This window comes from Hydrogenophaga sp. ANAO-22 (genome assembly GCF_042466645.1).
In the GTDB taxonomy this organism is placed as follows: Bacteria; Pseudomonadota; Gammaproteobacteria; order Burkholderiales; family Burkholderiaceae_C; genus Hydrogenophaga.
Genome location: NZ_CP159956.1, coordinates 271,400 through 297,390, shown reverse-complemented (window position 1 = coordinate 297,390; position 25,991 = coordinate 271,400). Strand labels below are relative to the sequence as shown.

At 67.9% G+C, this 25,991-nt stretch carries 24 protein-coding genes; 13 read left to right on the top strand and 11 right to left on the bottom strand.

Annotation, left to right across the window (positions count from 1 at the left end; all coding sequences use genetic code 11):
* Window positions 1-5: 5 nt before the first annotated feature.
* The 7 genes from ABSY19_RS01155 to ABSY19_RS01125 all read right to left on the bottom strand — a co-directional run bounded on the left by ABSY19_RS01155 (window position 6) and on the right by ABSY19_RS01125 (window position 6,934).
* Window positions 6-1,184: an MFS transporter gene (locus ABSY19_RS01155; protein ID WP_382158328.1), complete on the bottom strand. Its 1,179-nt coding sequence runs from the start codon at window positions 1,182-1,184 to the stop codon at window positions 6-8.
* Window positions 1,185-1,192: 8 nt separating this feature from the next.
* Complete coding sequence (locus ABSY19_RS01150) at window positions 1,193-1,696, bottom strand: NUDIX domain-containing protein (protein ID WP_382158326.1); 504 nt, start codon at window positions 1,694-1,696, stop codon at window positions 1,193-1,195.
* A 124-nt stretch (window positions 1,697-1,820) separates the two neighbouring features.
* The gene (locus tag ABSY19_RS01145; RefSeq protein WP_382158324.1) at window positions 1,821-2,867 is read right to left on the bottom strand and encodes a TRAP transporter substrate-binding protein; all 1,047 of its coding nucleotides are present in this window, start codon (window positions 2,865-2,867) and stop codon (window positions 1,821-1,823) included.
* A gap of 106 nt (window positions 2,868-2,973) precedes the next feature.
* The gene (locus ABSY19_RS01140) at window positions 2,974-3,678 is read right to left on the bottom strand and encodes a fumarylacetoacetate hydrolase family protein (protein WP_382158322.1); all 705 of its coding nucleotides are present in this window, start codon (window positions 3,676-3,678) and stop codon (window positions 2,974-2,976) included.
* 69 nt (window positions 3,679-3,747) lie between these two features.
* Window positions 3,748-4,071 (bottom strand): 2Fe-2S iron-sulfur cluster-binding protein, encoded by a 324-nt coding sequence (locus ABSY19_RS01135; RefSeq protein WP_382158320.1) that lies wholly within the window; start codon window positions 4,069-4,071, stop codon window positions 3,748-3,750.
* Window positions 4,072-4,079: 8 nt separating this feature from the next.
* The gene (locus tag ABSY19_RS01130) at window positions 4,080-5,558 is read right to left on the bottom strand and encodes a glutamine synthetase family protein (protein ID WP_382158318.1); all 1,479 of its coding nucleotides are present in this window, start codon (window positions 5,556-5,558) and stop codon (window positions 4,080-4,082) included.
* Window positions 5,555-6,934: a Rieske 2Fe-2S domain-containing protein gene (locus tag ABSY19_RS01125; RefSeq protein WP_382158316.1), complete on the bottom strand. Its 1,380-nt coding sequence runs from the start codon at window positions 6,932-6,934 to the stop codon at window positions 5,555-5,557. Before ABSY19_RS01125 ends, ABSY19_RS01130 begins: the two co-directional genes overlap by 4 nt.
* An 80-nt stretch (window positions 6,935-7,014) precedes the next feature.
* Here ABSY19_RS01125 and ABSY19_RS01120 point away from each other — a divergent pair, with 80 nt between their 5' ends.
* From ABSY19_RS01120 to pgeF, 4 genes are all read left to right on the top strand, one after another.
* Window positions 7,015-7,734 carry a GntR family transcriptional regulator gene (locus ABSY19_RS01120; RefSeq protein ID WP_382158314.1) on the top strand — a complete coding sequence of 240 codons (720 nt, stop codon included), beginning with the start codon at window positions 7,015-7,017 and terminating at the stop codon, window positions 7,732-7,734.
* A 140-nt stretch (window positions 7,735-7,874) separates the two neighbouring features.
* Complete coding sequence (locus ABSY19_RS01115; protein ID WP_382158312.1) at window positions 7,875-8,978, top strand: alkene reductase; 1,104 nt, start codon at window positions 7,875-7,877, stop codon at window positions 8,976-8,978.
* Window positions 8,979-9,014: 36 nt separating this feature from the next.
* Entirely contained in the window at window positions 9,015-9,656 is a 642-nt protein-coding gene (gene maiA, locus ABSY19_RS01110) for a maleylacetoacetate isomerase (protein ID WP_382158310.1), read from the top strand.
* Entirely contained in the window at window positions 9,656-10,429 is a 774-nt protein-coding gene (gene pgeF, locus ABSY19_RS01105) for a peptidoglycan editing factor PgeF (RefSeq protein ID WP_382158308.1), read from the top strand. Before maiA ends, pgeF begins: the two co-directional genes overlap by 1 nt.
* Here the strand turns inward: pgeF and ABSY19_RS01100 are convergent.
* Entirely contained in the window at window positions 10,349-10,663 is a 315-nt protein-coding gene (locus ABSY19_RS01100) for a hypothetical protein (RefSeq protein ID WP_382158306.1), read from the bottom strand. The two genes, pgeF and ABSY19_RS01100, sit on opposite strands and share 81 nt — an antisense overlap.
* A 131-nt stretch (window positions 10,664-10,794) precedes the next feature.
* Here ABSY19_RS01100 and ABSY19_RS01095 point away from each other — a divergent pair, with 131 nt between their 5' ends.
* The 5 genes from ABSY19_RS01095 to ABSY19_RS01075 all read left to right on the top strand — a co-directional run bounded on the left by ABSY19_RS01095 (window position 10,795) and on the right by ABSY19_RS01075 (window position 17,641).
* Window positions 10,795-12,639 (top strand): PHA/PHB synthase family protein, encoded by a 1,845-nt coding sequence (locus ABSY19_RS01095; protein ID WP_382158305.1) that lies wholly within the window; start codon window positions 10,795-10,797, stop codon window positions 12,637-12,639.
* Window positions 12,640-12,671: 32 nt separating this feature from the next.
* Window positions 12,672-13,850 carry an acetyl-CoA C-acetyltransferase gene (locus ABSY19_RS01090; RefSeq protein WP_382158302.1) on the top strand — a complete coding sequence of 393 codons (1,179 nt, stop codon included), beginning with the start codon at window positions 12,672-12,674 and terminating at the stop codon, window positions 13,848-13,850.
* A gap of 80 nt (window positions 13,851-13,930) precedes the next feature.
* Window positions 13,931-14,668: an acetoacetyl-CoA reductase gene (gene phbB / locus ABSY19_RS01085; RefSeq protein ID WP_382158300.1), complete on the top strand. Its 738-nt coding sequence runs from the start codon at window positions 13,931-13,933 to the stop codon at window positions 14,666-14,668.
* Between the two features lie 219 nt (window positions 14,669-14,887).
* Entirely contained in the window at window positions 14,888-16,606 is a 1,719-nt protein-coding gene (ybaL, locus tag ABSY19_RS01080) for a YbaL family putative K(+) efflux transporter (protein ID WP_382158298.1), read from the top strand.
* 108 nt (window positions 16,607-16,714) lie between these two features.
* On the top strand, window positions 16,715-17,641 hold the full coding sequence (locus ABSY19_RS01075; protein WP_382158296.1) for a hypothetical protein: 927 nt from the start codon (window positions 16,715-16,717) through the stop codon (window positions 17,639-17,641).
* 139 nt (window positions 17,642-17,780) lie between these two features.
* Here ABSY19_RS01075 and ABSY19_RS01070 read toward each other — a convergent pair whose 3' ends face one another.
* Window positions 17,781-18,200 carry a hypothetical protein gene (locus tag ABSY19_RS01070; RefSeq protein WP_382158294.1) on the bottom strand — a complete coding sequence of 140 codons (420 nt, stop codon included), beginning with the start codon at window positions 18,198-18,200 and terminating at the stop codon, window positions 17,781-17,783.
* Between the two features lie 384 nt (window positions 18,201-18,584).
* On the opposite strand from ABSY19_RS01070, the gene dusA reads away from it, so the two are divergent.
* Window positions 18,585-19,556: a tRNA dihydrouridine(20/20a) synthase DusA gene (gene dusA, locus ABSY19_RS01065; RefSeq protein WP_382163990.1), complete on the top strand. Its 972-nt coding sequence runs from the start codon at window positions 18,585-18,587 to the stop codon at window positions 19,554-19,556.
* Between the two features lie 3 nt (window positions 19,557-19,559).
* Here dusA and ABSY19_RS01060 read toward each other — a convergent pair whose 3' ends face one another.
* Window positions 19,560-20,444, bottom strand: coding sequence for a Dyp-type peroxidase (locus tag ABSY19_RS01060; protein ID WP_382158292.1), 885 nt, complete (start codon window positions 20,442-20,444; stop codon window positions 19,560-19,562).
* A 59-nt stretch (window positions 20,445-20,503) separates the two neighbouring features.
* Window positions 20,504-21,139 carry a GntR family transcriptional regulator gene (locus ABSY19_RS01055; protein WP_382158291.1) on the bottom strand — a complete coding sequence of 212 codons (636 nt, stop codon included), beginning with the start codon at window positions 21,137-21,139 and terminating at the stop codon, window positions 20,504-20,506.
* 131 nt (window positions 21,140-21,270) lie between these two features.
* On the opposite strand from ABSY19_RS01055, the gene scpA reads away from it, so the two are divergent.
* From scpA to ABSY19_RS01040, 3 genes are read left to right on the top strand one after another with little or no spacing between them, the layout of a single operon-like run.
* On the top strand, window positions 21,271-23,427 hold the full coding sequence (scpA, locus tag ABSY19_RS01050; RefSeq protein WP_382158289.1) for a methylmalonyl-CoA mutase: 2,157 nt from the start codon (window positions 21,271-21,273) through the stop codon (window positions 23,425-23,427).
* The gene (gene meaB, locus ABSY19_RS01045) at window positions 23,424-24,428 is read left to right on the top strand and encodes a methylmalonyl Co-A mutase-associated GTPase MeaB (RefSeq protein WP_382158287.1); all 1,005 of its coding nucleotides are present in this window, start codon (window positions 23,424-23,426) and stop codon (window positions 24,426-24,428) included. The genes scpA and meaB overlap by 4 nt, the downstream gene beginning before the upstream one ends.
* A gap of 26 nt (window positions 24,429-24,454) precedes the next feature.
* The gene (locus ABSY19_RS01040; RefSeq protein ID WP_382158285.1) at window positions 24,455-25,987 is read left to right on the top strand and encodes an acyl-CoA carboxylase subunit beta; all 1,533 of its coding nucleotides are present in this window, start codon (window positions 24,455-24,457) and stop codon (window positions 25,985-25,987) included.
* Window positions 25,988-25,991: the final 4 nt, after the last annotated feature.

Sequence of the window (25,991 nt, the reverse complement as noted above, 5' to 3'; positions counted from 1 at the left end):
GCGACTCAGCGCGACTTGGTGGCGCGCAGCCACACCAGGCAGGCGAAGGCGCTCAGGCCCAGTGCGCTGGAGATCCACAGCGCGCCTTCGCCCCAGCGCTCGAGGCAGGCGCCGAACACCAGCGGCGCAAAAGCCTGCGCCAGGCGCGAGGGCAGCATGATGAGGCCTTGCCGCCGGCCATAGCCCGCGGGGCCGAAGTACACCAGTGGCAGCGTGCCCTTGGCGATGGTCATGATGCCGTTGCCCGCGCCGTGCAGGATGGCGAACAGCGGCCCGGCCACCGGGCCCAGCAGCATCCAGCAGGCGACCCCCAGCGGATGGCCCAGGGCCGCGGCGCGCGCGGCGAACACCGGGTGCAGCCGGCGCAGCAGGCCGAACTCCAGCAGCCGGCCCGCCACCTGCGCGGGCCCGACCAGGGCGCCGATGGCGACCGCGCCGGCCAGGGTGGCGCCCCCGGCCATCAGCAGGGCCGGCAGGTGCGCCGCCATGGCCGTGCTCACGAACCAGGTGGCGGCGAACACATAGGCCAGCACACCGGCCGTCCAGCGGTGCGGCGCTGCCTGCGGTGCGGGCGCATCGGGGGAGGGGGGCGCCGCGTTGCGGGCTGGCTCGGGCAAGGGGGATGCGCGGGGCAGGCTGGCGTTCAGCGGCAGGCCGAGCAACAGGTGCAGGCCGGCCCAGCCCAGGCAGGCACCGCGCCAGCCCCAGGCGGTTTCCATCCAGCCGCTGAGCGGCCAACCCACGGTGCTGGCGAAGCCGGCCAGCAGGGTGATGCCGGTGATGGACGCGCGGGCGTCATGTCCCTTGAGCCGGACCAGCGCGGCAAAGGCGGCTTCGTACAGGCCGCTGCCCATGACGATGCCCAGCAGCAGCCAGCCCAGCACCAGCCCCGCCGTGCCCTGCGCTTGCGACAGCACCGCCAGGCCCGCGGCGGCGAGCAGGCTGGTGCCCGTGAGCACCGGGCGACCGCCCCAGCGGTCGATGGCGCGGCCTGCCCAGGGGCCCAGCGCTGCCGCCAGCAGCATCGCGGCCGTGACCGCGCCCCAGACGTGGGACGCCGGCACGCCCAGGCCCCGGGCCATGGGTGCGGCCAGCAGGGCCGGCAGGTAGTAGGTGGAGGCCCAGGCCAGCGTCTGCGCCGTGCCCAGGCGCAGCACCAGGGGCCAGTCGCGTGCCGAGCCCATGCCGCTGCTCAGGCGATGTCGAAGGCGTGGAAGCCGAAGCGGCCCTGGCGGCGGTCGGCGAAATAGTGTTCCAGGGTTTCCTTGACGGTGCGAAAGGCGATCTCGTCCCAGGGAATCTGGTCTTCGGTGAACAGCCGTGCCTCGATGGTTTCGTGGCCGGGGTCGAAGCGGTCGCTGAGCAGCCGGGCGCGGTAGTAGATGTGGACCTGGCCCACGCGCGCCACGTTCATCAGCGTGAAGATGTCGCCGAGTTCGAACTGCGCGCCGGCTTCTTCCGTGGTCTCCCGGGCCGCGCCTTCGGCGGTGGTCTCGTTCAGTTCCATGAAGCCGGCGGGCAGCGTCCATTTGCCCCAGCGCGGTTCGATGTTGCGCTTGCAGAGCAGCACGTATTCGCCCGCTTCGCCCCATACCGGCACGGTGCCGACGACGTTGAGCGGGTTCTCGTAGTGCACCGTGTGGCAGGTCGGGCAGACGGCGCGGATCTTGGTATCGCCGTCGTCGGGCAGGCGCATGTCGACGGCGGTGCCGCAGTTGCGGCAGTGTTTGGGGGGGTGCGCAGCATCGAGGCAGTTTAGCGGGACGGTGGGCAGGCGAAAAAAAGCCGGGCTGGGCCCGGCTTTCTGGGGGGAGGAAGGATCAGGCCTTCTTGCCGTGCTTGGCGATCAGGGCCTTGGCGGTTTCGAGCAGCTTCTTGCCGTCGAAGCCGCGCTTGTCCATGTCCTGCACCCACTCCACTTCCACCAGGCGCGCCTTGCGCTTGAATTCCTGCGCTTCGGCCGAGGGGATGGTGTAGATGGTGTTGCCCTGCTTGACGGCGGCTTCACGGCCGGGTGCATCGCCGGCCTGCTGCACCTTGCCCAGCCAGCCGGAGGTCTCGATGCCCGAGTTCTTGTCGATGACGGCCTTGAGGTCGGGCGGCAGCGAGGCGTACTTGTTGCGGTTCATGCCCATCACGAAGGTGGTGGTGTAGAGCGCGCCGCCAGCGGGGTCGAACTCGCTGTGGAACTTGGTGAGCTCGTGCACCTTGACCGAGGGCACCACTTCCCAGGGGATCACGCAGCCGTCGATCACGCCCTTGGAGAGCGCATCAGGGATCTGCGGCAGCGGCATGCCCACGGGGATGGCGCCGAGGTAGCCCAGCATCTTGGTGATCTGGCGGGTCGGGCCGCGCACCTTGGAGCCGCGCAGGTCTTCCGCGGTCTTGATCTGCTTGCTGCGCATGTGGAACATGCCCGGGCCGTGCACCTGCAGGGCGATGGGCTGCACTTCCTTGTACTCGTCGGGGGCCATCGTGGTGATGTACTCCCAGAACGCCTTGGAGGTGGCTTCGGCGTTGTTCATCATGAACGGCAGCTCGAACACTTCGGTGCGCGGGAAGCGGCCCGGGGTGTTGCCCGGCAGCGTCCAGACGATGTCGACCACGCCGTCGCGCGCCTGGTCGAACAGCTGCACGGGCGTGCCGCCCAGCTGCATGGCGGGATAACCTTCGAACTTGATCCGGCCGCCGGAGTCCTTCTCGACCTTGTCCATCCATGCCTTGTGCATGTTGATGTACACGTTGGACTGAGGCGCCATGAACGTGTGGAACTTGAGCGTGACGCTTTGTTGGGCGAAGCCTGTGAGCGCGGGTGCGCCGAGGGCCACGGCCGCACCGGACTGGAGCAGGGTTCTGCGTTGAATCATGTTGAAAGTCTCCTGGGGTCAAAGAAAAACGGGAAAAGCATATGTCAGGCCAGGTCGTTTTCGTGAGAGGTCTAACCCTCGGATGCGACCTGCGTCACGTTCTCGTTCAGGCCACGCGCACCGAAATGGGTGTGAGGCCGTCCACGCCGCCGTGCAGGGTGTCGCCCTTCACCACGGCCGCCACGCCTTCGGGCGTGCCGGTGTAGATCAGGTCGCCGGGTTGCAGTTCCCAGGCGGCCGACAGGTGTTCGATGGTCTCGGCCACGTTCCAGATCAGCTTGGCCACGGTGCTGCGCTGGCGGTCCACGCCATTGACCTGCAACCAGATCGGCGCCTCGTTCACGTGGCCGGCCTGCGCGGCCGGGGTGATGGGGCCGATGGGCGCGGACTGGTCGTAGGCCTTGCCGATGCACCAGGGGCGGCCCTGCTTCTTCATGTCGTTCTGCAGGTCGCGGCGCGTCATGTCCAGGCCCACGGCATAACCCCAGATGTGCTTCGCGGCGTCGGCGGCCTGGATGTTCTTGCCGCCCACGCCGATGGCGACCACGAGTTCGATCTCGTGGTGCAGGTTGCCGGTGAGGCTGGGGTAGGGCATGGAAGCGGTCTGGCCTGCCTCGGCGACCACGATGGCATCGGCCGGCTTGAGGAAGAAGAAGGGCGGCTCGCGGCCGGTGAAGCCCATCTCCTTGGCGTGCTCTTCGTAGTTGCGGCCCACGCAGTAGATGCGGTGCACGGGGAAGCGCTCGGCGCGCCCCACCACGGGCACGCTCACGGTGGCCGGGGGGGCGAAGAGGTAGGTGGTGTCTGGCATGGCGGATGGTTTCGTTGGAATCGAAGATCACCAGTGTGCCATGGGCGCAGACCGCTTTTCGGTGCGTCCTCAGTGCTGGGACGCGGGCAGCCGGACCTCCATGCCATCCATCTCCGGCGTGAGCTTGACCTGGCAACTCAGGCGGCTGTCGGTCTCCACCGGGCTGGACGCGAAGTCCAGCATGTCGATCTCGTCGGGCACCGGGGCGCTCAGCATCGCGGCCCAGGGCGCCCCGATCATCACGTGGCAGGTGGCGCAGGTGAGGCTACCGCCGCAGTCGGCCTCGATGCCCTGGATGTTCGCGTCCACCGCGGCCTTCATCAGGCTCTGGCCCGGCTCGGTCTGGATGGCCTGCACCGTGCCATCGGCGTTGAGGAATCGGATCGAGATCATGGGCGGGCTCAAGTCCTGGCGAAGTACTCGCGGCGCTCGAAGTCGGTCTTGTCCTCGGCTTGCGCGTGGCGGTCGATCTCGCTTTGCTTGATGCGGCAGAAATAGCGCACGAAGTCCTCGCCCAAGGCCGTGCACAGCGCGCCGTCGGCGCGCAGCGCATCCAGGCCATCACCCAGCGAAGAGGGCAGCTTCTGGTTGTCGGCCGCGTAGGGCGATTCGCTCGCGGGCGGCGGCAGCGTGGCGCGCGCCAGGCCGTCGAGCCCGGCATGGATCTGCGCGGCCATGTAGAGGTAGGGGTTGGCGGCGGGCTCACCCACGCGGTTCTCGATGCGGGTGGCGTTGTCGCCGGCCGCACCCACCACGCGCAGCATGGCGCCCCGGTTGTCCTGCCCCCACAGCGCGGCCTGCGGTGCCAGCGCGTTGGGCCGGAAGCGGGCAAAGCCGTTGATGGTGGGCGTGCACAGCACCGTCATGCCGCGCGCGTGCGACAGCAGGCCGGCGAGCCAGTGCGCGCCCGCCTCGGACAGCGTGTGCGTGGCGTCGGTGCGGGTGGTGCCGGATGCGGGCGTGTCGCGCACGCAGGCGTTGCGGCCGGTCTTCAGGTCCACCAGCGACTGGTGCAGGTGCCAGCCGCTGGACATGATGTTGGGGAACGGCGGGCGGCACATGAAGGTGGCGTGGTAGCCCGCGCGGCGCAGCGCCTGGCGCACGCCGTTGCGGAACAGCACCATCTGGTCGGCGGCGGTCAGGGCGTCGGTGGCGTCGAACACCGCTTCCACCTGGCTCGGGCCAAGTTCGATTTCCAGCGACTGCAGCGGCAGGCCCAACGCCTGCGCGGTGCGCTGCACGATGCGCAGCGGCTCGTCGCTCATGTCGCCCATGGCCTCGGCCTGCAGGTTGTAGCCGGGGTGGATCATCTCCACCGTGGGCGGCAGGCCGGGCCAGGCCGCGAGCTCGGGGTCGAGCTGGGGGCGGGTGTCGGTGATGCGGTAGATGTGGAACTCCACCTCCAGCCCGGTCTTGAGGCCGTAGCCGACCTGGCCCAGTTTCGCCAGTGCGGTCTGCAGCATGCCGCGCGCGTCCAGCGGCACGGGCGTGCCGTCGGCGAACCAGGGCTGGCAGCGCAGCCAGCCGGTGCGCTCCAGCCAGGGCAGCACGGTGAAGCTCTGCGGATCGGGCATGAGCATGAGGTTGGCCGCGCCGGCGAAGCCGGGCAGGCCGTCGGCGCCACCGGGCTCGAACACCTTCCAGGCCGTGCGGTCGGCCGTGTCCTTGAGCATCAGCGTGCCCACCATGCCCACGCCGTCGTTCAGCGCGCGCAGCGCTGCCTTGGCGGTGAGCGTTTTGCCGCGCAGCATGCCGTGGGCGTCGCACCAGCCAAAGCGCACCAGCTCGATGCCGCTGGCTTCGATGAGTTGGGCCACGCGCCGGCATTCGGCGTCGCGTTCGGGGGATTCGAGGCCGCAGCGTTGGGCGAACGACGTCATTTGGCGCCCGCCGTTTCCCCGGCGGAGGCTTTCGCGTGCCAGGGCGCACCTTCGCGCTTGTCGCGCACCGCGTCCTGCCACCAGGTTTCCCAGCCCTGCGCGGGGGCGATGCCGTCCACCGTGTCGGGGCCTGCAATGGCGCCGTGCAAGGCCGGGTCCGCCACGCCGGGGGCCGTGCCGCCTTGCTCCACGGCGTCGATGGCCTGCAGCAGCATGCGGCGGTTCGCCATCACCACCTTGTCGGTGGTGCCCAGGTGTTCGCGCGTGCGGTCCTGGATCGGGCCCATGCTCTCGCAGGCCCACTGGTCGTGCACGTTGATGTCGTCCTCGCCCATGCCGAGGTAGGTGCGGGTCTGCTGCTCTTCGGCGTTGAAGCCCCAGTTGTTGTGGCGGCCCGACTTCGGGATGTAGTCGGGCAAGGTCACGGCCTGCAGGCGCGGCGTGCGCATGGCGTCCTTGTCCACCGGGCCGGTGAAGCTGGTGAAGAAGGCGTACCAGTAGTTGTGGGTGTCGTCCACCGGCACGTGCATCTGCGTGATGGTCATGGTCTCCGACAGCGGGATCACGAAGGTCTGCGGGAACACGGCATTGGTCACGCGCACGTGGGTCAGCTCGTCGGTCATGGGGCGCAGCGCGGTGAGCTGCAGGCCATAGGGCTTGGGCTCGAAGCTGATGAGGGGCTGGCCGAATTCGCGCATCACGCGCGTCATGGGCCAGCGCTCGCCGCCCACGTCACCGGCGCTGGCGCCGCGGAACTGCTTGCCGTAGCTGTCTTCCAGCGAGCCGTCGTTGAAGAAGCGGTGCAGGTAGGACGCATGTGCCGGGTCGATGCCCACTTCCAGCGACTGCAGCCAGTTGCAGTGCCACAGGCCCTTGAAGGCGAAGGTGTGGCTTTCGGGCGCGGTGAAGCAGTCCAGCTCGGGGAAGGGCGGGGGCGTCTGGTCCTCGGGACCGAACCAGCCGAACAGCACGCCGCTGCGCTGCACCAGCGGGTAGCTGCGCTGCTTGATGCGCGTGCACATCTTGCTGCCGGCGGGCTCGGCCGGGGTGTCGATGCACTGGCCCGTGGTGTCGAACTTCCAGCCGTGGAAGGGGCAGCGGATGCCATCGCCTTCGTTGCGGCCGAAGGCGAGGTCGGCGCCGCGGTGCGGGCAGTCGCGATCGAGCAGGCCGAACGCGCCCTGGGCGTCGCGGAACAGCACGAAGTTCTGGCCCAGCACGCGCACCGCCTTCACGGGGCGCACGGCCATCTGGGGGTCCAGCGCGGGGTTGAATTCGTCCATCAGCGCCACCGGCTGCCAGTAGCGGCGCAGCAGCTCGCCACCGGGCGTGCCCGGTCCGACCTGGGTCATGCGTTGGTTGAGTTCGGCTTTCATGTGGGGAATCTCCGGCAATAAAACGGGGTGGGGTATCGAAATGGTATACCGTTTTTTGATTTCGGTGTACATTTTGTGCCATGAGCCTGCAAGAAACCGTTTTGATGCAATTGCGCGACCTGATCCTGAGCGGTCAGTTCGAACCTGGCCAGCGCCTGGCCGAGCAACAGCTGGCCGAGCGCCTGGGCGCCTCGCGCACACCGGTGCGCGCCGCGCTGGTCACGCTGGAGCAGGAGGGGCTCGTGCAGGCCAACGAGACCGGCAAGTACCTGGTGCGCCAGTTCACCGCGCAGGAAGTGATCGACGCCATCGCGGTGCGCGGCCACCTCGAAGGCATGGCCGCGCGGCTGGTGGCCGAACACGGCGTGTCGCGCCAGTTGCAGGGCCAGCTGCTGACCGTGCTCGATGAGGGAGACCGCCTGCTGGCGGACAACCCGCTGACCATCGAAAGCTATGCGGCCTACGCCCTGATGAACGACCGCTTCCACGCGCTGATCCTCGATGCCTGCGGCAACCGGGCCTTGCAGCGCTCGGTGGAGCTCAACGACAAGCTGCCGTTCGCCCCGGCCTCGGCCATGCTGCCCATGCAGGGCACGGTGACCATGGACCGCGACTGGATGCTGTACGCGCACCGCCAGCACCACATGCTGTTCGATGCCCTGCGGCGCGGCGAAAGCGCGCGCGCCCAGGCGCTCGCGGTGGAACACACCGAAGTGGCGCAGATGAACATGCGCCTGGCGCTGGAGCGGCGCGCCGAGTCCGAGCAGGTGTTGCCCGGCATCCGCCTGGTGGTGGGCTGAGCGTTCAGCAGCACAAGCGCGGCGGGTCTGCAGGGCCTGCCGCAACGACCTTGCGGCCGTGGGGACTTGCGCCATCCCGAGGAATCGACGGGGGTGGCTGCGCACAATGGGCCGTCGTTCAACCCCGCTGTCCCATCCGCATGACCCGCCTTTTCGAACCCACCACCGCCGGCCAGCTGTCGCTGGCCAACCGCATCGTCATGGCACCGCTCACGCGCAACCGCGCGCCCAACGCCGTGCCCACGCCGCTCATGGCCACCTATTACCAGCAGCGCGCCAGTGCCGGCCTGTTGATCACCGAAGCCACCGCGATCAGCCACCAGGGCCAGGGTTATGCCGATGTGCCGGGCCTGTACGCGCCCGAACAGATCGAAGGCTGGAAACGCGTGACCGCGGCCGTGCACGCCGCGGGTGGCAAGATCGTCACCCAGCTCTGGCACGTGGGCCGCGTCTCGCACACCGAGCTGCAACCCAAGGGCGGTGCCCCCGTGGCGCCCTCGGCGATTGCCGCCAAGACCAAGACGGTGCTGATCAAGGACGGTGTGCCCACCTTCGTGGAAACCTCCGTGCCGCGCGCACTCGACGCGGCCGAATTGCCTGGCATCGTCGAGGACTACCGCAAGGCCGCGCTGGCCGCCATCGAGGCCGGCTTCGACGGGGTGGAAATCCACGCGGCCAATGGCTACCTGATCGACCAGTTCCTCAAGACCGGCAGCAACCACCGCACCGACGCCTATGGCGGCGGCATCGAGAACCGCGCGCGCCTGCTGCTGGAAGTGGTCCACGCCGTGACCGATGCGATCGGCGCGGCACGCACTGGCATCCGCCTCTCGCCCGTGACGCCGGCCAACGACGTGGTCGACGCCGACCCGCAGCCGCTCTTCACCTGCGTGGTGCGCGAGCTGGCGCGTTTCGATCTGGCTTATGTGCATGTCATCGAAGGCGCCACGGGTGGCCCGCGCGAGATCCCCGATCGCCCGTTCGACTACGCCGCGCTGCGCGCCACCTACCGCGCGGCCGGCGGCCGTGCGGCCTGGATGGTCAACAACGGCTACGACCTCTCGCTGGCGCAGAAGGCCCTGGACGACGGCGCCGACCTCGTGGCCTTCGGCAAGAGCTACATCGCCAACCCCGACCTCGTGGCCCGGCTCCAGCAGGGTGGCCCGTTCAACCAGCCCGACAAGACCACCTTCTACGGCGGCGGCGAAAAGGGCTACACGGACTACCCGGCGTTGACGGCCTGAGGGGGCCTGGCCGCTGCGGGTTTATCCTTGGAGCCCATGAAGCTCTACAACTACTTCCGCTCCTCGGCCTCGTTCCGCGTGCGCATTGCGCTCGCGCTCAAGGGCATTGCCTACGACTACGTGCCCGTGCACATCGCGCGCGGCGACCACAAGCTGCCGGCCTTCACCGACAAGGCGGTCGAAGGCCTGGTGCCCGTGCTCGAGCTCGACGATGGCACGCGCCTGACGCAGTCGATGGCGATCATCGAGTACCTGGACGAGGTGCAGCCCGCGCCCGCGCTGCTGCCGGCCGATGCACTGGGCCGCGCGCGCGTGCGCGCGCTCTCGCAGATCGTGGCCTGCGAGATCCACCCCATCAACAACCTGCGCGTGCTCAAGTACCTGACCAAGGAACTGAAGGTGGAAGAGGAGCCCAAGAACGTCTGGTACCGCCACTGGGTTCGCAGCGGTCTGGAGTCCTTCGAGCGCCAGCTCGCGCTGCAGCCCCAGTCCACCTACTGCGCGGGCGACACGCCCACCATGGCCGATTGCTGTCTGGTGCCGCAGATCTTCAACGGTCAGCGCTTCAACACCGACTTCAGCGGCCTGCCGCGCACCATGGCGGCGTTCGAGGCCTGCATGGCCTTGCCCGCGTTCCAGCAGGCCCAGCCATCGGCCTGCCCGGACGCCGAGGCCTGATGCCCCAGTCCCCGGACAGCCTGGTTCCCGACTGGCCCGCACCACCGGGCGTGCGGGCGCTGTTCACCACGCGCGACGGTGGTGTGTCGGCCCCGCCGTTCGACCGCTTCAACCTGGGCGACCACGTGCGCGACGACCCGCTTGCCGTGGCCGCCAACCGCGCCCGCCTGGCCTCGCTGACCGCGCCCGCACGTCCCGTGTTTCTTCAGCAGGTGCATGGCACCGGGGTGGTGCGGCTGGACCGCGCGACGCCGGATGGCGCCGAGGCCGATGGCTGTGTGGTGCAAGGGCCTGGCCTGGCCGCCACCATCATGGTGGCCGATTGCCTGCCGGTGCTGTTCGCCCATGCCTCGGGCCAGGTGGTGGCCGCCGCGCACGCGGGCTGGCGCGGGCTGGCGAACGGTGTGCTCGAGGCCACGCTGCGCGCCTTGCGCGAAGCGGCGGGCGAGGGTGAGGTGGTGGCCTGGCTCGGCCCCTGCATCGGTCCGTCGGCGTTCGAAGTCGGCGCGGAAGTGAAGGACGCCTTCGTGTCGGCCGATGTCGAAGCCGCTTCCTGTTTTCGGTCTCATGGGCGAGACGGCAAATCTTTGGCGGACCTGCCCGCGCTCGCGCGGCGCCGGCTTCAGGCCGCGGGCGTGGCACAGGTGCACGGCAACGACGGCAGCGCCGCGTGGTGCACCGTCACGCAGGCCTCACGGTTCTTTTCGCACCGGCGCGATGCCGTCCGCCTCGGCAGCACCGGGCGCATGGCCGCCTGCGTCTGGATCGACTGAAGCTGTGGTCGAGGTCGTCGCGGCCCGCTGTGCTTCGAGCTCGGCGGCCTCGCGCGCCTTGATCGCTTTGCGCCTTTGTGGCGTGAGCATCAGGTAAACCACCAGTGCGACCGGCAGCAAACCGTAAAGAAAAAAGGTCACAATGGCTCCCAGCACAGAGCCTGTGGTGTTGGTCGCTTCGGCCACCGACATCATGAGCACCACGTACATCCAACCGATCACCACCAGATACACAACATTCCTTGCAGCCCGGACCACCCGTGTCAGCCTGCTGGATGCTGATACGAAAAACCTGGGGAAGATCCGGAATCTCTCCCCCGAGGGCTGCCCATGATAAGTCGCAGGCAACACCCTAGGAGACCAGCATGACATCGGGCAAGAACCCTTCTTCAGACTGGCTGGAAACCGCGCAACAGTTCCAGCAGAACCTCGTTCAACAGTGGACGCAGATGGCCCAGGCCTTTCCCGGGGCCTCCGCCCCCCCATCCGCCGCCAGCGACCCTTTTGCCGCGTTCAAGGCGTTCATGCCGAAAGCGGGCGCAGCCAGCCCCTTCGGGATGGCCATGCCCACGGGCGCCGCCGCCTTCCCCGGCATGCCGGCCGTGGGCGACATCTTCAGCCAGGCCAGCCAGGGCCAGGCGGTCAGCTTCGACCCGGCCCAGCTGCTGGAGATCCAGAACACCTACCTCCAGGAACTGGCCGGGCTGTGGAACCAGGGGCCGAACGTGAAGCCCGCGGGCGATCGGCGCTTCGCGTCCGATGCCTGGGCCAGCAACCCCATGGCGGCCTTCGCGGCCGCGACCTACCTGCTCAACGCCCGCACCCTCATGGCCATGGCCGAGGCGGTGCAGGGCGACGCCAAGGCGCGAACGCGCGTTCGTTTCGCCGTGCAGCAGTGGATCGACGCCAGCGCGCCCAGCAACTTCCTGGCGTTCAATGCCGAAGCGCAGAAGAAGGCGATCGAGACGCAGGGCGAGAGCATTGCCAAGGGCGTGGCCAACCTGCTGCACGACATGAAGCAGGGCCACGTGTCCATGACGGACGAGAGCGTGTTCGAGGTCGGCAAGAACGTCGCCACCACCGAAGGCGCCGTCGTGTTCGAGAACGAGCTGTTCCAGCTCATCGAGTACAAGCCCTTGACCGCCAAGGTGTACGAGCGGCCTTTCCTGCTGGTGCCGCCTTGCATCAACAAGTTCTATATCCTCGATCTGCAGCCCGAGAACTCGCTGATCCGCTACTGCGTGGAGCAGGGCCACCGCACTTTCGTGGTGAGCTGGCGCAACCCCGACGAATCGCTGTCGAAGAAGACCTGGGACGAGTACATCGAGGACGCGGTCATCAAGGCCATCGCGGTCACGCAGGACATCACCGGCGCCGAGACCATCAACGCCTTGGGCTTCTGCGTGGGCGGCACCATGCTGGGCACGGCGCTGGCCGTGCTGGCCGCGCGGGGCGAGACGCCGGTGAACAGCGCGACCTTCCTCACCACGCTGCTCGACTTCACCGACACCGGCATCCTCGACGTGTTCATCGACGAGAACTTCGTGAAGTTCCGCGAGATGCAGTTCGCCGATGGTGGCCTCATGCCCGGGCGCGACCTCGCCACCACCTTCAGCTTCCTGCGCCCGAACGACCTGGTGTGGAACTACGTGGTGGGCAACTACCTCAAGGGCGAGACGCCACCGCCATTCGACCTGCTGTACTGGAACTCCGACAGCACCAACCTGCCGGGCCCGTACTACGCCTGGTACCTGCGCCAGATGTACCTGGAGAACAACCTGGTCAAGCCGGGCAAGACCACGGTGTGCGGCGAGAAGATCGACTTCCGCCAGGTCAAGCTCCCCGTCTACATCTACGGCTCGCGCGAAGACCACATCGTGCCCATCGGCGGGTCCTACGGCAGCACGCAGATCTTCCCGGGCAAGAAGCGCTTCGTGATGGGCGCCTCGGGTCACATCGCGGGCGTGATCAACCCCGCGTCGAAGAACAAGCGCAGCCACTGGATCGGCCCGGCGGGCAAGTTCCCGGCCGATGCGAAGGACTGGATCGCCAGCGCCACCGAACACCCCGGCAGCTGGTGGACCGACTGGTCCGCCTGGCTCAAGCCGCTGGCTGGCAAGCAAATTGCTGCGCCCAAGGCGTATGGCAAGGCCAAGCGCTACACCGCCATCGAGCCCGCACCCGGCCGTTACGTCAAAGCCAAAGCCTGAATTTTTTTCATCCGCACCCCAGGAGACATTGCATGGAAGACATCGTCATCGTTTCAGCCGCCCGCACCGCCGTGGGCAAGTTCGGCGGCACGCTCGCCAAGACACCGGCCACGGAGCTGGGCAGCATCGTCATCAAGGCGCTGCTGGAGCGCACCGGCCTGCCGGCCGACGCCATCGGTGAAGTGATCATGGGCCAGGTGCTGGCCGCTGGCGTGGGCCAGAACCCGGCCCGTCAGGCCATGATGAAGGCCGGCGTGGCCAAGGAAACGCCGGCGCTCACCATCAACGCCGTGTGCGGCTCCGGTCTCAAGGCCGTGATGCTGGCCGCGCAGGCCGTGGCCTGGGGCGACAGCGAGATCGTGATCGCTGGTGGCCAGGAGAACATGAGCGCCTCGCCGCATGTGCTCAACGGCAGCCGCGACGGCCAGCGCATGGGCGACTGGAAGATGACCGACACCATGATCGTCGACGGCCTGTGGGACGTGTACAACCAGTACCACATGGGCATCACCGCCGAGAACGTGGCCAAGGAACACGGCATCAGCCGCGACGCGCAGGACGCGCTCGCGCTGGGCAGCCAGCAGAAGGCCAGCGCCGCGCAGGACGCCGGCAAGTTCAAGGACGAAATCGTGGGCGTGAGCATTGCGCAGCGCAAGGGTGACCCCATCCTCTTCAATGCCGATGAGTTCATCAACAAGAAGACCAGCGCCGAAGCCCTGGCCGGCCTGCGCCCCGCGTTCGACAAGGCCGGCTCGGTGACGGCGGGCAACGCCTCGGGCATCAACGACGGCGCCGCCGCGGTGGTGGTGATGACCGCCAAGAAGGCCGCGGCGCTGGGCCTCAAGCCGCTGGCGCGCATCGCCGCCTTCGGCACCAGCGGCCTGGACCCGGCCACCATGGGCATGGGCCCGGTGCCGGCGTCGAAGAAGGCCCTGGCGCGCGCTGGCTGGAAGGCCAGCGACGTGGACCTGTTCGAGCTCAACGAAGCCTTCGCGGCCCAGGCCTGCGCCGTCAACAAGGCGCTGGACATCGATCCGGCGCGCGTGAACGTCAACGGCGGTGCGATCGCCATCGGCCACCCCATCGGTGCGTCCGGCTGCCGCATCCTCGTGACGCTGCTGCATGAAATGCAGCGCCGCGATGCAAAGAAAGGTCTCGCGGCCTTGTGCATTGGTGGCGGCATGGGGGTTTCCCTCGCGGTCGAACGCTGAATTCACGGTTAAATCAACAACGGATGACCGGAGGGAGGGCCTTCCGGTCACCATCGCCAAAGGCACAAGGAGCACAAGAAATGAGCAAGAAAGTCGCGTACGTCACAGGCGGCATGGGTGGCATCGGAACGGCCATCTGCCAGCGCCTGCACAAGGAAGGTTTCACGGTCATTGCGGGCTGCGGCCCCACGCGCGACTTCAAGAAGTGGCTCGACGAGCAGAAGGCTCAGGGCTACACCTTCCACGCCTCGGTCGGCAATGTCGGCGACTGGGATTCCACCGTGGAAGCCTTCACCAAGACCAAGGCGGAACACGGCACGATCGACGTGCTGGTGAACAACGCCGGCATCACGCGCGATCGCATGTTCCTGAAAATGTCGCGCGACGACTGGGATGCGGTGATCGAGACCAACCTGAACTCCATGTTCAACGTGACCAAGCAGGTCGTGGCCGACATGGTGGAAAAGGGCTGGGGCCGCATCATCAACATCTCGTCGGTCAATGGCGAGAAGGGCCAGGCTGGGCAGACCAACTACTCGGCCGCCAAGGCCGGCATGCACGGCTTCTCGATGGCGCTGGCGCAGGAGCTGGCGACCAAGGGTGTCACGGTCAACACCGTGAGCCCGGGCTACATCGGCACCGACATGGTCAAGGCCATCCGGCCCGACGTGCTGGAGAAGATCGTGGCCACCGTGCCCGTCAAGCGCCTGGGTGAGCCGAGCGAGATCGCGTCCATCATCGCCTGGCTGGCCAGCGAGGAGGGCGGCTACGCCACCGGTGCGGACTTCTCCGTGAACGGCGGCCTGCACATGGGCTAGAAAAGTTCCCCCGCGCCGGGCTCGCCAAGCGAGCCCGTCACCCCCGGGGGGCGGCACTGCCGGCCAGCGAAGCCGGACCGGCGTTGCCCTGGACGAAGAGCGAGCCTCGGCACCAAACCCGCTTCGGCGGGTTTTTTGTTGCGGGCATGGTTCCTGCGAAAGCGTGGTGTAAATTCGACCGCACCCCCACCCCCTTTCCGCCCAAGGAGTTTCCGGCCCATGCCGCACAGCGTTTCACTGATCAACACCATTGCTGCGGGCCTGGGTCTGGCACTGATCCTCGGCTTCCTGGCGGCCAAGGTGCGCCTGCCCGCGCTGGTGGGCTACCTGCTGGCGGGTGTGATCATCGGACCGTTCACGCCGGGCTTCGTGGCCGACGCCGGCATCGCCGCCCAGCTCGCCGAGATCGGTGTGATGCTGCTGATGTTCGGCGTGGGTCTGCATTTTTCCCTGGAAGACCTGCTCTCGGTGCGCAAGATCGCCTTGCCCGGCGCGGTGGTGCAGATGGCGGTCGCCACGCTGATGGGCATCGGCATGGCCATGTGGTGGTGGGACTGGAGTTTCGGCTCGGCACTGGTGTTCGGCGTGTCCCTCTCGGTGGCCAGCACCGTGGTGCTGCTGCGGGCGCTGGAGAGCCTGGGCATTCTCGATTCCTTCACGGGTCGCATCGCGGTGGGCTGGCTGGTGGTGGAAGACCTGGCCATGGTGCTGGTGCTGGTGCTGCTGCCGCCGCTGGCGGGCTTTCTGGGCGGCAAGGGCTCGGACGGCGATCTCGATTCGATCTGGCGCACGCTGGGCTTCACCCTGCTGCAGGTGGGTGGCTTCGTGGCGCTGATGCTGGTGGTGGGGCGCCGGGTGTTCCCCTGGCTGCTGTGGCAGGTCACGCGCACCGGTTCGCGCGAGCTGTTCACGCTGTGCGTGGTGGCGGCGGCGGTGAGCATCGCGTTCGCCTCGGCGGCGCTGTTCGGCGTGTCGTTCGCGCTGGGTGCCTTCTTCGCCGGCATGGTGCTGCGAGAATCGGAGTTCAGCCACCGCGCGGCCGAAGAGTCGCTGCCGCTGCGCGACGCCTTCGCGGTGCTGTTCTTCGTCTCGGTGGGCATGCTGTTCAACCCGGCCGTGCTGATCGAGCGCCCGCTGCAGGTGCTCGGCGTGGTGCTGATCATCATCGTGGGCAAGTCGGTGGCCGCCGCCGCCCTGGTGGTGGCCATGCGCTACCCACTCAACACCGCGCTCACCGTCTCCGCCAGCCTGGCACAGATCGGCGAGTTCTCCTTCATCCTGGTCGGCCTGGGGGCATCCCTGGGCCTGCTGCCGCCCGAGGGGCAGAGCCTGGTGCTGGCGGGTGCGCTGATCTCCATCGCCACCAACCCGCTGTGGTTCAAGGCCATCAACCCGCTGCAGGAATGGCTGCGCAAGAACTCCGAGTTCGCGCGCAAACTGGAACAGCGCGACGACCCGCTGGCTGAACTGCCCATGACCACGCACGAGAAATTTCTTTCGCGCCAGGTGGTGCTGGTGGGTTACGGCCGGGTGGGGCGGCGCATCGCCGCCGCGCTGGAGGAACAGCATTTGCCCTATGTGGTGGCCGAAGAGAACCGCGACATCGTCGAGCGGCTGCGCGAGCGCGGCATTGCCGCCGTGTTCGGCGACGCGGCGGACCCGGCGGTGCTGATCCAGGCCCACATCGCGCGCGCCGGCATGCTGGTGATCGCCACGCCCGACACGCTCAACGTGCGGCAGATGATCGCCACCGCGCGCGCCCTCAACCCCGAGATCCAGACCGTGGTGCGCACGCACAGCGAGGAAGAGGCCGGCCTGCTCGAGAAGGAAGTCGCCGGCAAGGTCTTCCTGGGTGAGGAAGAGCTGGCGCAGTCGATGACGCGCTACGTGATCGAGCATTCCCAGCTCGCGAACCCGGGCGCGCGCGCCGCGGCCTGACCTCGGATTGGCGCCAGCGCCGGTCCTACACGCCTTCGCGCACCCGTCCGACAGGCGCCCATGAGGGCGCCACCCATGATGGCCTGACATTCCAACAGGAGGCCCATCATGGCATTGACCCATTCGCCCACATTCGACGACATCGCCGTGGCGCCGGCATCCGAGCACGCGGTGTCCTGGCCCGCGGTGTTCGCCGGCGCGGCCGGCGCGGCCGCGCTCTCGCTGATCCTGCTCATCCTGGGCACGGGCCTGGGGCTGGCATCGGTCTCGCCCTGGGTGCAGCAGGGCATCGGTGCCGCCACCTTCGGCGTCTCGACCATCCTCTGGATTTCCTTCACCCAACTGGTGGCCTCTGGCATGGGCGGCTATCTGGCCGGTCGGCTGCGCACGCGCTGGGCCGGCACGCAGGCCGACGAGGTCTACTTCCGCGACACCGCGCACGGCTTCCTGGCCTGGGCGGTGGCGACCCTGGCCACGGCAACTTTGCTCACCTCGGTGATCGGTGCGATCGTGGGCACCGGTGTGAACGCCGGCGCCACGGTGGCGGCCGGTGGCGCGGGGGCGACGGTGGCCCAGGTGGCGGACAAGGCCGATGGTGAAAAGGACGGAGAGGCCGACCTGGACTACTTTGTCGGCACGCTGTTCCGGACCGACGCGGCGGCGTCGACGGCTGGCGCCCCGGGCGTGCTGATGGTGAACCCGTCGCCTGCCGCGATCGCTGCCGATGCTTCGGGCATCTTCCTCACGGCCCTGAAGAACGGCGCCTTGCCGCCCGAGGACGCCAGCTACCTCGGCCAGCAGGTGGCCTTGCGCACCGGCGTCAGCGCGCAGGACGCACAGAAGCGCGTGACCGACACCTTCGGGCGGATGCAGATCAAGGCCCGCGAAGCCGAAACCGCCGCGCGCGAGGCGGCCGACAAGGCGCGCAAGGCGTCGGCCTATGGCGCGCTGTGGCTGTTCGTCTCCTTGCTGATCGGCGCCTTCTTTGCCAGCCTGGCCGCAACCTTCGGTGGCCGCCAGCGCGATCGGGCCTGAGTTCCCGACCTGCACACCCCTTCACCTTTCCAAGGAGCCTTCCATGCAATCCCTGCTGCTGTTTTTCCTCGGTGTCCCTATTCCCATCATCATCCTGATCGCCCTGATGTTCTGATCGGAGATCACGAAGGCGGGCAGCCTAGCGGCGGCTGCCCGTCGGCGCGTTGATGTCCCTGGCGTGGGCTTCCAGGCATTGCGAGACGATGAGCTGGACCGCGCTGGTGGCATCGGGTGTCAGCCGGGCGTTGTTGTGCACCCGGGTGCGCACGGGCCGCCCCACCTCACCACCCACGCGCACCTGCGATTCCACCGTGCAGGACAGCTCGTCTCCCGAGGCCAGGCCGCCCTGGTGCTGCAGCTCCAGGCGCTGCAAGCCCACGTAAAAGGGTTGAGGCCCGGTGTAGCTGGCGGCCACCCAGTTCCGCAGGGCCTCTGCGACCGGGGGCCGGATCTCGACAGGCAAGGTGCCGGTGTGTGTCTTGAGTTTCAGATCGGTGTCATGCCGCGAGTCCTGCACCTGCACACCGGCACCGCTGGCCACAGGCGGTTGCAGATCCACCCTTTGTTCTGCGGCGGCACAGCCGGCCAGCGCCAGCGCGGCGAGGGCGCAAGCCAAGAGGTTCAGATGGGGTCGTGTTGGTGTATGCATGGCCCATTGTGGTGGTGCAACCCGGCCGCTTCCACCCCTGGCGCGGCGAATCTCCTCCCGTCCTACAAGCGCGTCGGCAACTCTCCGACAAGGGGCCTGCGGCAGCGCCGGAATACTGGCGTGACTGTCACACCAAGTCTCCGAAGCTCCCTCCCCCCGAGCTTCCCTCCGCCAGGAGGTTCAACCCGCTTCGGCGGGTTTTCTTTTGCCTGCTCGCCGGGGTGAGAAAATACCGGGGTGCAACCACATCCCACCCTGCAAGTTCCGAGTCCCTGGCGCCTGTCCGTCGCGCCCATGATGGACTGGACCGACCGCCACTGCCGCTACCTGCATCGCCTGCTCTCGAAGCACACCCTGCTGTACACCGAGATGGTGACCACGGGCGCGCTCGCCCACGGCAGCGTGCAACGCCACCTGCGTTTCAACGCCGAGGAACACCCGGTGGCCTTGCAGCTCGGGGGCAGCGACGCCGCCGAGCTGGCGAGCGCCGCGCGCCTGGGCGAGCAATGGGGCTACGACGAGATCAACCTCAACTGCGGCTGCCCGAGCGACCGCGTGCAGCGCGGCGCCTTCGGTGCCTGCCTGATGGCCGAGCCGCAGACGGTGGCCGACGGGGTCAAGGCCATGGTGGACGCGGTCTCGATCCCCGTCACGGTCAAACACCGCATCGGCATCGATCGGGTCGAGAGCTACGACTTCGTGCGCGATTTCGTCGGCACCGTGAGCGAGGCCGGCTGCGGCGTGTTCCTGGTGCACGCGCGCAACGCCTGGCTGGACGGCCTCTCGCCGAAAGAGAACCGCGAGATTCCGCCGCTGCGCTACGAACTCGCGCACCGCCTCAAGCAGGACTTTCCGCAACTCACCTTTGCCATCAATGGCGGCTTCACCACCAACGCGCAGATCGCCGAGCACCTGAGTGCGGTCGATGGCGTGATGGTCGGCCGCGAGGCGTACCACAACCCCTGGGTGCTCACCGGCTGGGACGAGGCCTTCTTCGGCGCCGCGCCGTCCACCGTGACGCGCGAAGCGGTGGAAGAGCAGATGGTGGCCTACATGGAGCGCGCCTTCCTGGAAGACGGTTGCCCCTGGTACGCGATCGCGCGCCACATGCTGGGCCTGCGGCACGGCTTGCGTGGTGCCCGGCGCTGGCGCCAGATCTGGAGCGACCACCGCCTGAAGCCGCTGCCCCCGCGCGAGGTGTGGGCCATGGCGCAGGCCCACGTGGGCCTGGAAGCCGAATCCGACGGGCTGGTGACCCCCGCCTGACGCTCAGAGTCCCACGGCGCGCAGGTCGATGCGGCCCTGGTGCAGGGGCGGGCACCAGAAGTAGGCCCCGGTTTCCGGTTCCGTGAAGGAGAAGAGGGCGTCGACCACGCCGTCCTCCGCGCCCGACATGCGGCGCAGCAGGGCTTCGTAGGCATCGAACGAGTGGCCGAAGGCGGTGAACATGGAGCCGCCTTCGTTGCCCTCCGCCCAGGGCATGGCACGGCGCAGCACGAACGCCGGCGGTTCGAAGTCTTCCTGGGCCGTGCGCTTCACGTGCGCCGAGGCCGGTGCGTCGTCGAGTTCTTCGTTGTTGTGGTGGGCGCGGCCGAAGACGTGGTCGCGTTGCAGCTCGGGCATGGCGGCGAAATGGCTCAACTGGTGGCGCCAGCGCTGCACCGCCAGGAAGCTGCTGCCCGCGAGCGGGCCCTGGGCCACCAGGGCCGCGGCGAGCGCGTCCTCGCCCTGCGGGTTTTCCGTGCCGTCTTCGTAGCCGCTGAGGTCGTGGTTGGTGCGGTGGCTGAAGGCGTCGGTGATGGCGCGCAGCTCGAAGGCTGGCGCCAGCAAGGCCTCCAGCTGGCGGCTGCGCAGCAACAGTTCCCCGCGGTCGCTGCCGCGCAACCAGATCAGGAGGTCGATGGGCGTGGCCGGCAGTTTGACGAGCGCGCCCTCGATCTGAGGGAAGCTTTTGAGCCCAGGGACCTGCGTGCCGAGCGAACGCACCAGCGACTCGCCCAGGCCGACGACGGTCGCTTCGCCATCGGCGAAAGCAGCGAGTTCGCGCAGCACGGCCTGGGGGGTGGCACCGATGCGCAATTGGCAACTGAGGTAACGGGCCTGGGTGGGAATGGGCTGGAGGATGCCGGGTTGGGCAGGGAGCAGAGCGGGCATTGTTCTTCGTGTGCGGGGTGGGGCACGCGGGACTTTACCAGCGCCCTCGGCGGGCCCGCTCAGCCGGCGGCTTCCAGGCCGTTCTCGAAGTGCTCGCGCATGCGCTGCACCGTCAACGCGGCGTCGCGCTGCGTGAGCGCGGCCACGATGGCGCGGTGCTCGGCCAGCGACTCTTCGATGCGCCCGCTCTTGAGCAGCGAGTTGTGGCGGTTGAGCTTCATCACCTTGCGCAGGTCGGCAACCATCTGCTCGCGCCAGCGGTTGCGCGCGAGTTCGAGCACGCGCATGTGGAACTGTTCGTTGAGCGCGAAGAAGCGGTCGCGCTCGCCCACGGCGGCTTCCAGTTCCTGGTGCAAGGCCTGCAGGCTGGCCAGCTCCTCGTCGCTGGCGCGCGCGGCCACCACGCCGGCCGCGTCCGACTCCAGCAGGGCCAGCAGGTGGTAGACATCCGCAAGGTCTTTCTCGGACACTTCGGTGACGTAGGCGCCGCGCCGCACCTTCATCGTGACCAGGCCTTCGGCGGCCAACACCTTGAGCGCTTCGCGCAGCGGGGTGCGGCTGATGCCGTATTCCTCGGCGAGCTTGAGCTCGTCGATCCAGCTGCCGGGCTCGAGCTCGCGGCGGAAGATGCGCTGGCGCAGCAGCTCGGCGACTTCTTCGTACAGGGCGCGGGGCGAAAGCGACAAAGCGGACATGGTCAGGGAGGAGTCAATCGGGGGTGTGGGACACAGGCCGGCATTGTAAGCCAATAGGAATATTTTGCATCAATAATTATGAATCATGTAGAATCCCGGCGGTCCTGATCCCGTCCAAACCGAGTTTTGCCATGAGCCAGAAACAGCCCGAATTCAACGCAGCCACCCTGGAAGCCTGGGCTCAGGCGGCCCGCAAATCCGCACCCGGTGGCGACGTCTCCGCGCTGGACTGGGTCACGCCCGACGGCATTCGCGTCAAGCCGCTGTACACCGCCGAAGACACGGCCGGGCTGCCGCACACCAACACCCTGCCGGGCTTCGAGCCCTTCATCCGAGGCCCGCAGGCCACCATGTACGCGGTGCGGCCGTGGACGATCCGCCAATACGCGGGCTTCTCCACCGCCGAAGAGAGCAACGCCTTCTACCGCAAGGCCCTGGCCGCGGGCGGGCAGGGCGTCTCGGTCGCGTTCGACCTCGCCACCCACCGGGGTTACGACAGCGACCACCCGCGCGTGACCGGCGACGTGGGCAAGGCCGGCGTGGCGATCGACAGCGTGGAGGACATGAAGATCCTGTTCGACCAGATCCCGCTGGATAAGGTGAGCGTGTCCATGACCATGAACGGCGCCGTGCTGCCGGTGCTGGCGGGCTACGTGGTGGCGGCCGAAGAGCAGGGCGTGGGGCAGGACAAACTCAGCGGGACCATCCAGAACGACATCCTCAAGGAGTTCATGGTCCGCAACACCTACATCTTCCCGCCCGAGCCGTCGATGAAGATCATCGGTGACATCATCGAGTACACGGCGCAGCACATGCCGAAGTTCAACTCGATCTCGATCTCGGGTTACCACATGCAGGAAGCCGGCGCCAACCAGGCGCTGGAGCTGGCCTTCACGCTGGCCGACGGCAAGGAGTACGTGAAGACCGCGATCGCCAAGGGCATGGACGTGGACGATTTCGCCGGGCGCCTGTCCTTCTTCTGGGCGATCGGCATGAACTTCTACCTGGAGATCGCCAAGATGCGCGCCGCCCGCCTGCTGTGGACGCGCATCATGAAGGGCTTCCACGCGAAGAACCCCAAGAGCCTGATGCTGCGCACGCACTGCCAGACCTCGGGCTGGTCGCTCACCGAGCAGGACCCGTACAACAACGTGGTGCGCACCGCCATCGAGGCCATGGCCGCGGTGTTCGGCGGCACGCAGTCGCTGCACACCAACTCGTTCGACGAGGCCATCGCGCTGCCCACCGAGTTCAGCGCGCGCATTGCGCGCAACACGCAACTCATCATCCAGGAAGAGACCCACATCACCAACGTGGTGGACCCCTGGGCCGGCAGCTACATGATGGAGAGCCTCACGCAGGAGATGGCCGACAAGGCCTGGGCCATCATCGAGGAAGTGGAGGCCATGGGCGGTATGACCAAGGCGGTGGACAGCGGCTGGGCCAAGCTCAAGATCGAGGCCGCGGCCGCCGAGAAACAGGCGCGCATCGACTCCGGCAAGGACGTGATCGTCGGCGTCAACAAGTACAAGCTCAAGCAGGAAGACCCGATCGAGGCGCGCGACATCGACAACGTGGCGGTGCGCGACGGGCAGATCGCCCGCCTGAAACGGATCAAGGCCACGCGCGACGCGGCGAAGGTGCAGGCCGCGCTGGAGGCCCTGACCGCTGCCGCCGACAGCGGCGAGGGCAACCTGCTGGATCTGTCGATCCAGGCCATCCGCCTGCGCGCCACGGTGGGCGAGGTGAGCGATGCGCTGGAGAAGGTTTACGGGCGCCACCGCGCCGACACGCAAAAGGTGACCGGTGTGTACGCAGCTGCCTACGATTCCGCCGAGGGCTGGGAAGCCCTCAAGACCGAAATCAACGCCTTCGCCGAAGAAGCGGGCCGCCGGCCTCGCGTGATGATCAGCAAGCTTGGCCAGGACGGCCACGACCGGGGTGCCAAGGTGGTCGCCACCGCGTTCGCCGACCTCGGGTTTGACGTCGACATGGGCCCGCTGTTCCAGACGCCCGAGGAGTGCGCGCGCCAGGCGATCGAGAACGACGTGCACGCCGTGGGCGTGTCCACCCTGGCCGCCGGCCACAAGACCCTGGTGCCGGCCATCATCGCCGAGCTGAAAAAGCAGGGCGCGGACGACATCATCGTGTTCGTGGGCGGCGTGATTCCGCGCCAGGACTACGATTTCCTGTACGAATCGGGCGTCAAGGGCATCTACGGCCCGGGCACGCCGATCCCGGCGAGCGCCAAGGACGTGCTGGAACAGATCCGGAAAGCCCAGGGGTGACCCCTCAAATCCTGCTCGAAGGCATCGTGCGCGGCGAACCCGCCGCGCAGCGCCGCGCCATGGCCAAGGCCATCACGCTGCTGGAGTCCACCCGCGCCGATCACCGCGCCCAGGGCGACGAGCTGCTCACCGCCTTGCTGCCGCACACCGGGAACGCGCTGCGCCTGGGCATCAGCGGTGTGCCGGGCGTGGGCAAAAGCACCTTCATCGAGGCGCTGGGCCTGTACCTGATCGGGCACGGGCACCGCGTGGCGGTGCTCACCATCGACCCGTCCTCGTCGGTCTCGGGCGGTTCGATCCTGGGCGACAAGACGCGCATGGAAAAGCTCTCGGTGCACGACCGGGCCTACATCCGGCCCAGCCCGAGCAGCGGCACGCTGGGCGGTGTGGCCGAGAAGACGCGCGAGGCCATGATGGTCTGCGAGGCGGCCGGCCACGACATCGTGATCGTCGAGACCGTGGGCGTGGGCCAGAGCGAGACGGCGGTGAGCGGCATGACCGACATGTTCGTCCTGCTGCAATTGCCCAACGCGGGCGACGACCTGCAGGCGATCAAGAAAGGCGTGATGGAGCTGGCCGATCTGGTGGTCATCAACAAGGCCGACCTCGACCCCGACGCCGCCACGCGCGCGCGCGCCCAGATCACCTCGTCGCTGCGCCTGCTCGGCCTGCACGGCCACCCCGAGCACGCCCACCACAACGACGGCCTCTGGCATCCCCAGGTGATCCAGCTCAGCGCTCTTCAGGGGCGGGGCGTGGACGCCTTCTGGGCCGAAGTCTCGCGTTTTCGCGCGCTGCAGACCGGCAACGGCCAGCTCGCCCAGCGCCGCCAGCAACAGGCCCGCGCCTGGATGTGGGAACGCATCGACGCCGGCCTCAAACAACGCTTCCGCGCGCACCCGCAGGTGCGCGCCGACCTCGACGAGACCACCCGCCGCGTGCTGGCGGGCGAACTGCCGCCGTCCACCGCGGCGCGCCAGCTGCTCGACCTCTTTGACTGACCGACCGTTTCCTCCGGAGAACCACCATGCAGGACATCCTTGAACAACTCGAACACAAGCGCGCGGCCGCGCGGCTGGGCGGCGGCGAGAAGCGCATTGCCGCGCAACACGCCAAAGGCAAACTGAGCGCGCGCGAGCGGCTGGAGGTGCTGCTCGACGAGGGCACCTTCGAGGAATGGGACATGTTTGTCGAGCACCGCTGCACCGACTTCGGCATGCAGGACAACAAGATCCCTGGCGACGGCGTGGTGACCGGCTACGGCATGATCAACGGCCGCCTGGTGTTCGTGTTCAGCCAGGACTTCACCGTCTTCGGTGGCGCGCTGTCCGAAGCGCACGCGGAGAAAATCTGCAAGGTGATGGACCAGGCGATGAAGGTCGGTGCGCCGGTGATCGGCCTGAACGATTCGGGTGGCGCACGCATCCAGGAAGGCGTGGCCTCGCTCGGCGGTTACGCCGACGTTTTCCAGCGCAACGTGATGGCCTCGGGCGTGGTGCCGCAGATCAGCATGATCATGGGCCCCTCGGCCGGCGGCGCGGTGTATTCGCCGGCCATGACCGACTTCATCTTCATGGTCAAGGACTCGAGCTACATGTTCGTCACCGGCCCCGAGGTGGTGAAGACGGTGACGCACGAGGAAGTGACGGCCGAGGAACTGGGCGGCGCGATCACGCATACCACCAAGAGCGGTGTGGCCGACCTGGCCTTCGAGAACGACGTGGAGGCGCTGCTGATGCTGCGCCGCCTCTACAACTACCTGCCGCTCAACAACCGCGAAAAGGCCCCGGTGCGCCCCAGTGGCGACCCGATCGACCGCATGGAACTGAGCCTGGACTCGCTGGTGCCCGAGAACCCGAACAAGCCCTACGACATGAAGGAGCTCATCGTCAAGACAGTGGACGACGGCGACTTCTTCGAGTTGCAGCCCGAGTACGCCAAGAACATCCTGATCGGCTTCGCCCGCATGGACGGCCAGACCGTGGGCATCGTGGCCAACCAGCCCCTGGTTCTGGCGGGTTGCCTGGACATCAAGAGCTCGATCAAGGCCGCGCGTTTCGTGCGCTTCTGCGATGCGTTCAACATCCCGGTGGTCACCTTCGTGGACGTGCCCGGTTTCATGCCCGGCACCTCGCAGGAGTACGGCGGCATCATCAAGCACGGCGCCAAGCTGCTCTACGCGTACGCCGAATGCACCGTGCCCAAGATCACCGTGATCACGCGCAAGGCCTACGGCGGCGCCTACGACGTGATGAGCTCCAAGCACCTGCGCGGCGACGTGAACTTCGCCTGGCCCAACGCCGAGATCGCGGTGATGGGCGCCAAGGGCGCGGTGGAGATCATCTTCCGCGAAGAGAAGAAGGACCCGGTCAAGCTCGCGCAGCGCGAGGCCGAGTACAAGGCCCGCTTCGCCAACCCCTTCGTGGCGGGTGCGCGCGGCTTCATCGACGACGTCATCCTGCCGCACGAGACGCGCAAGCGCATCTGCCGCTCGCTGGTGATGCTCAAGGACAAGAAGCTCGAAAACCCGTGGCGCAAGCACGGCAACATTCCGCTGTGAGCCC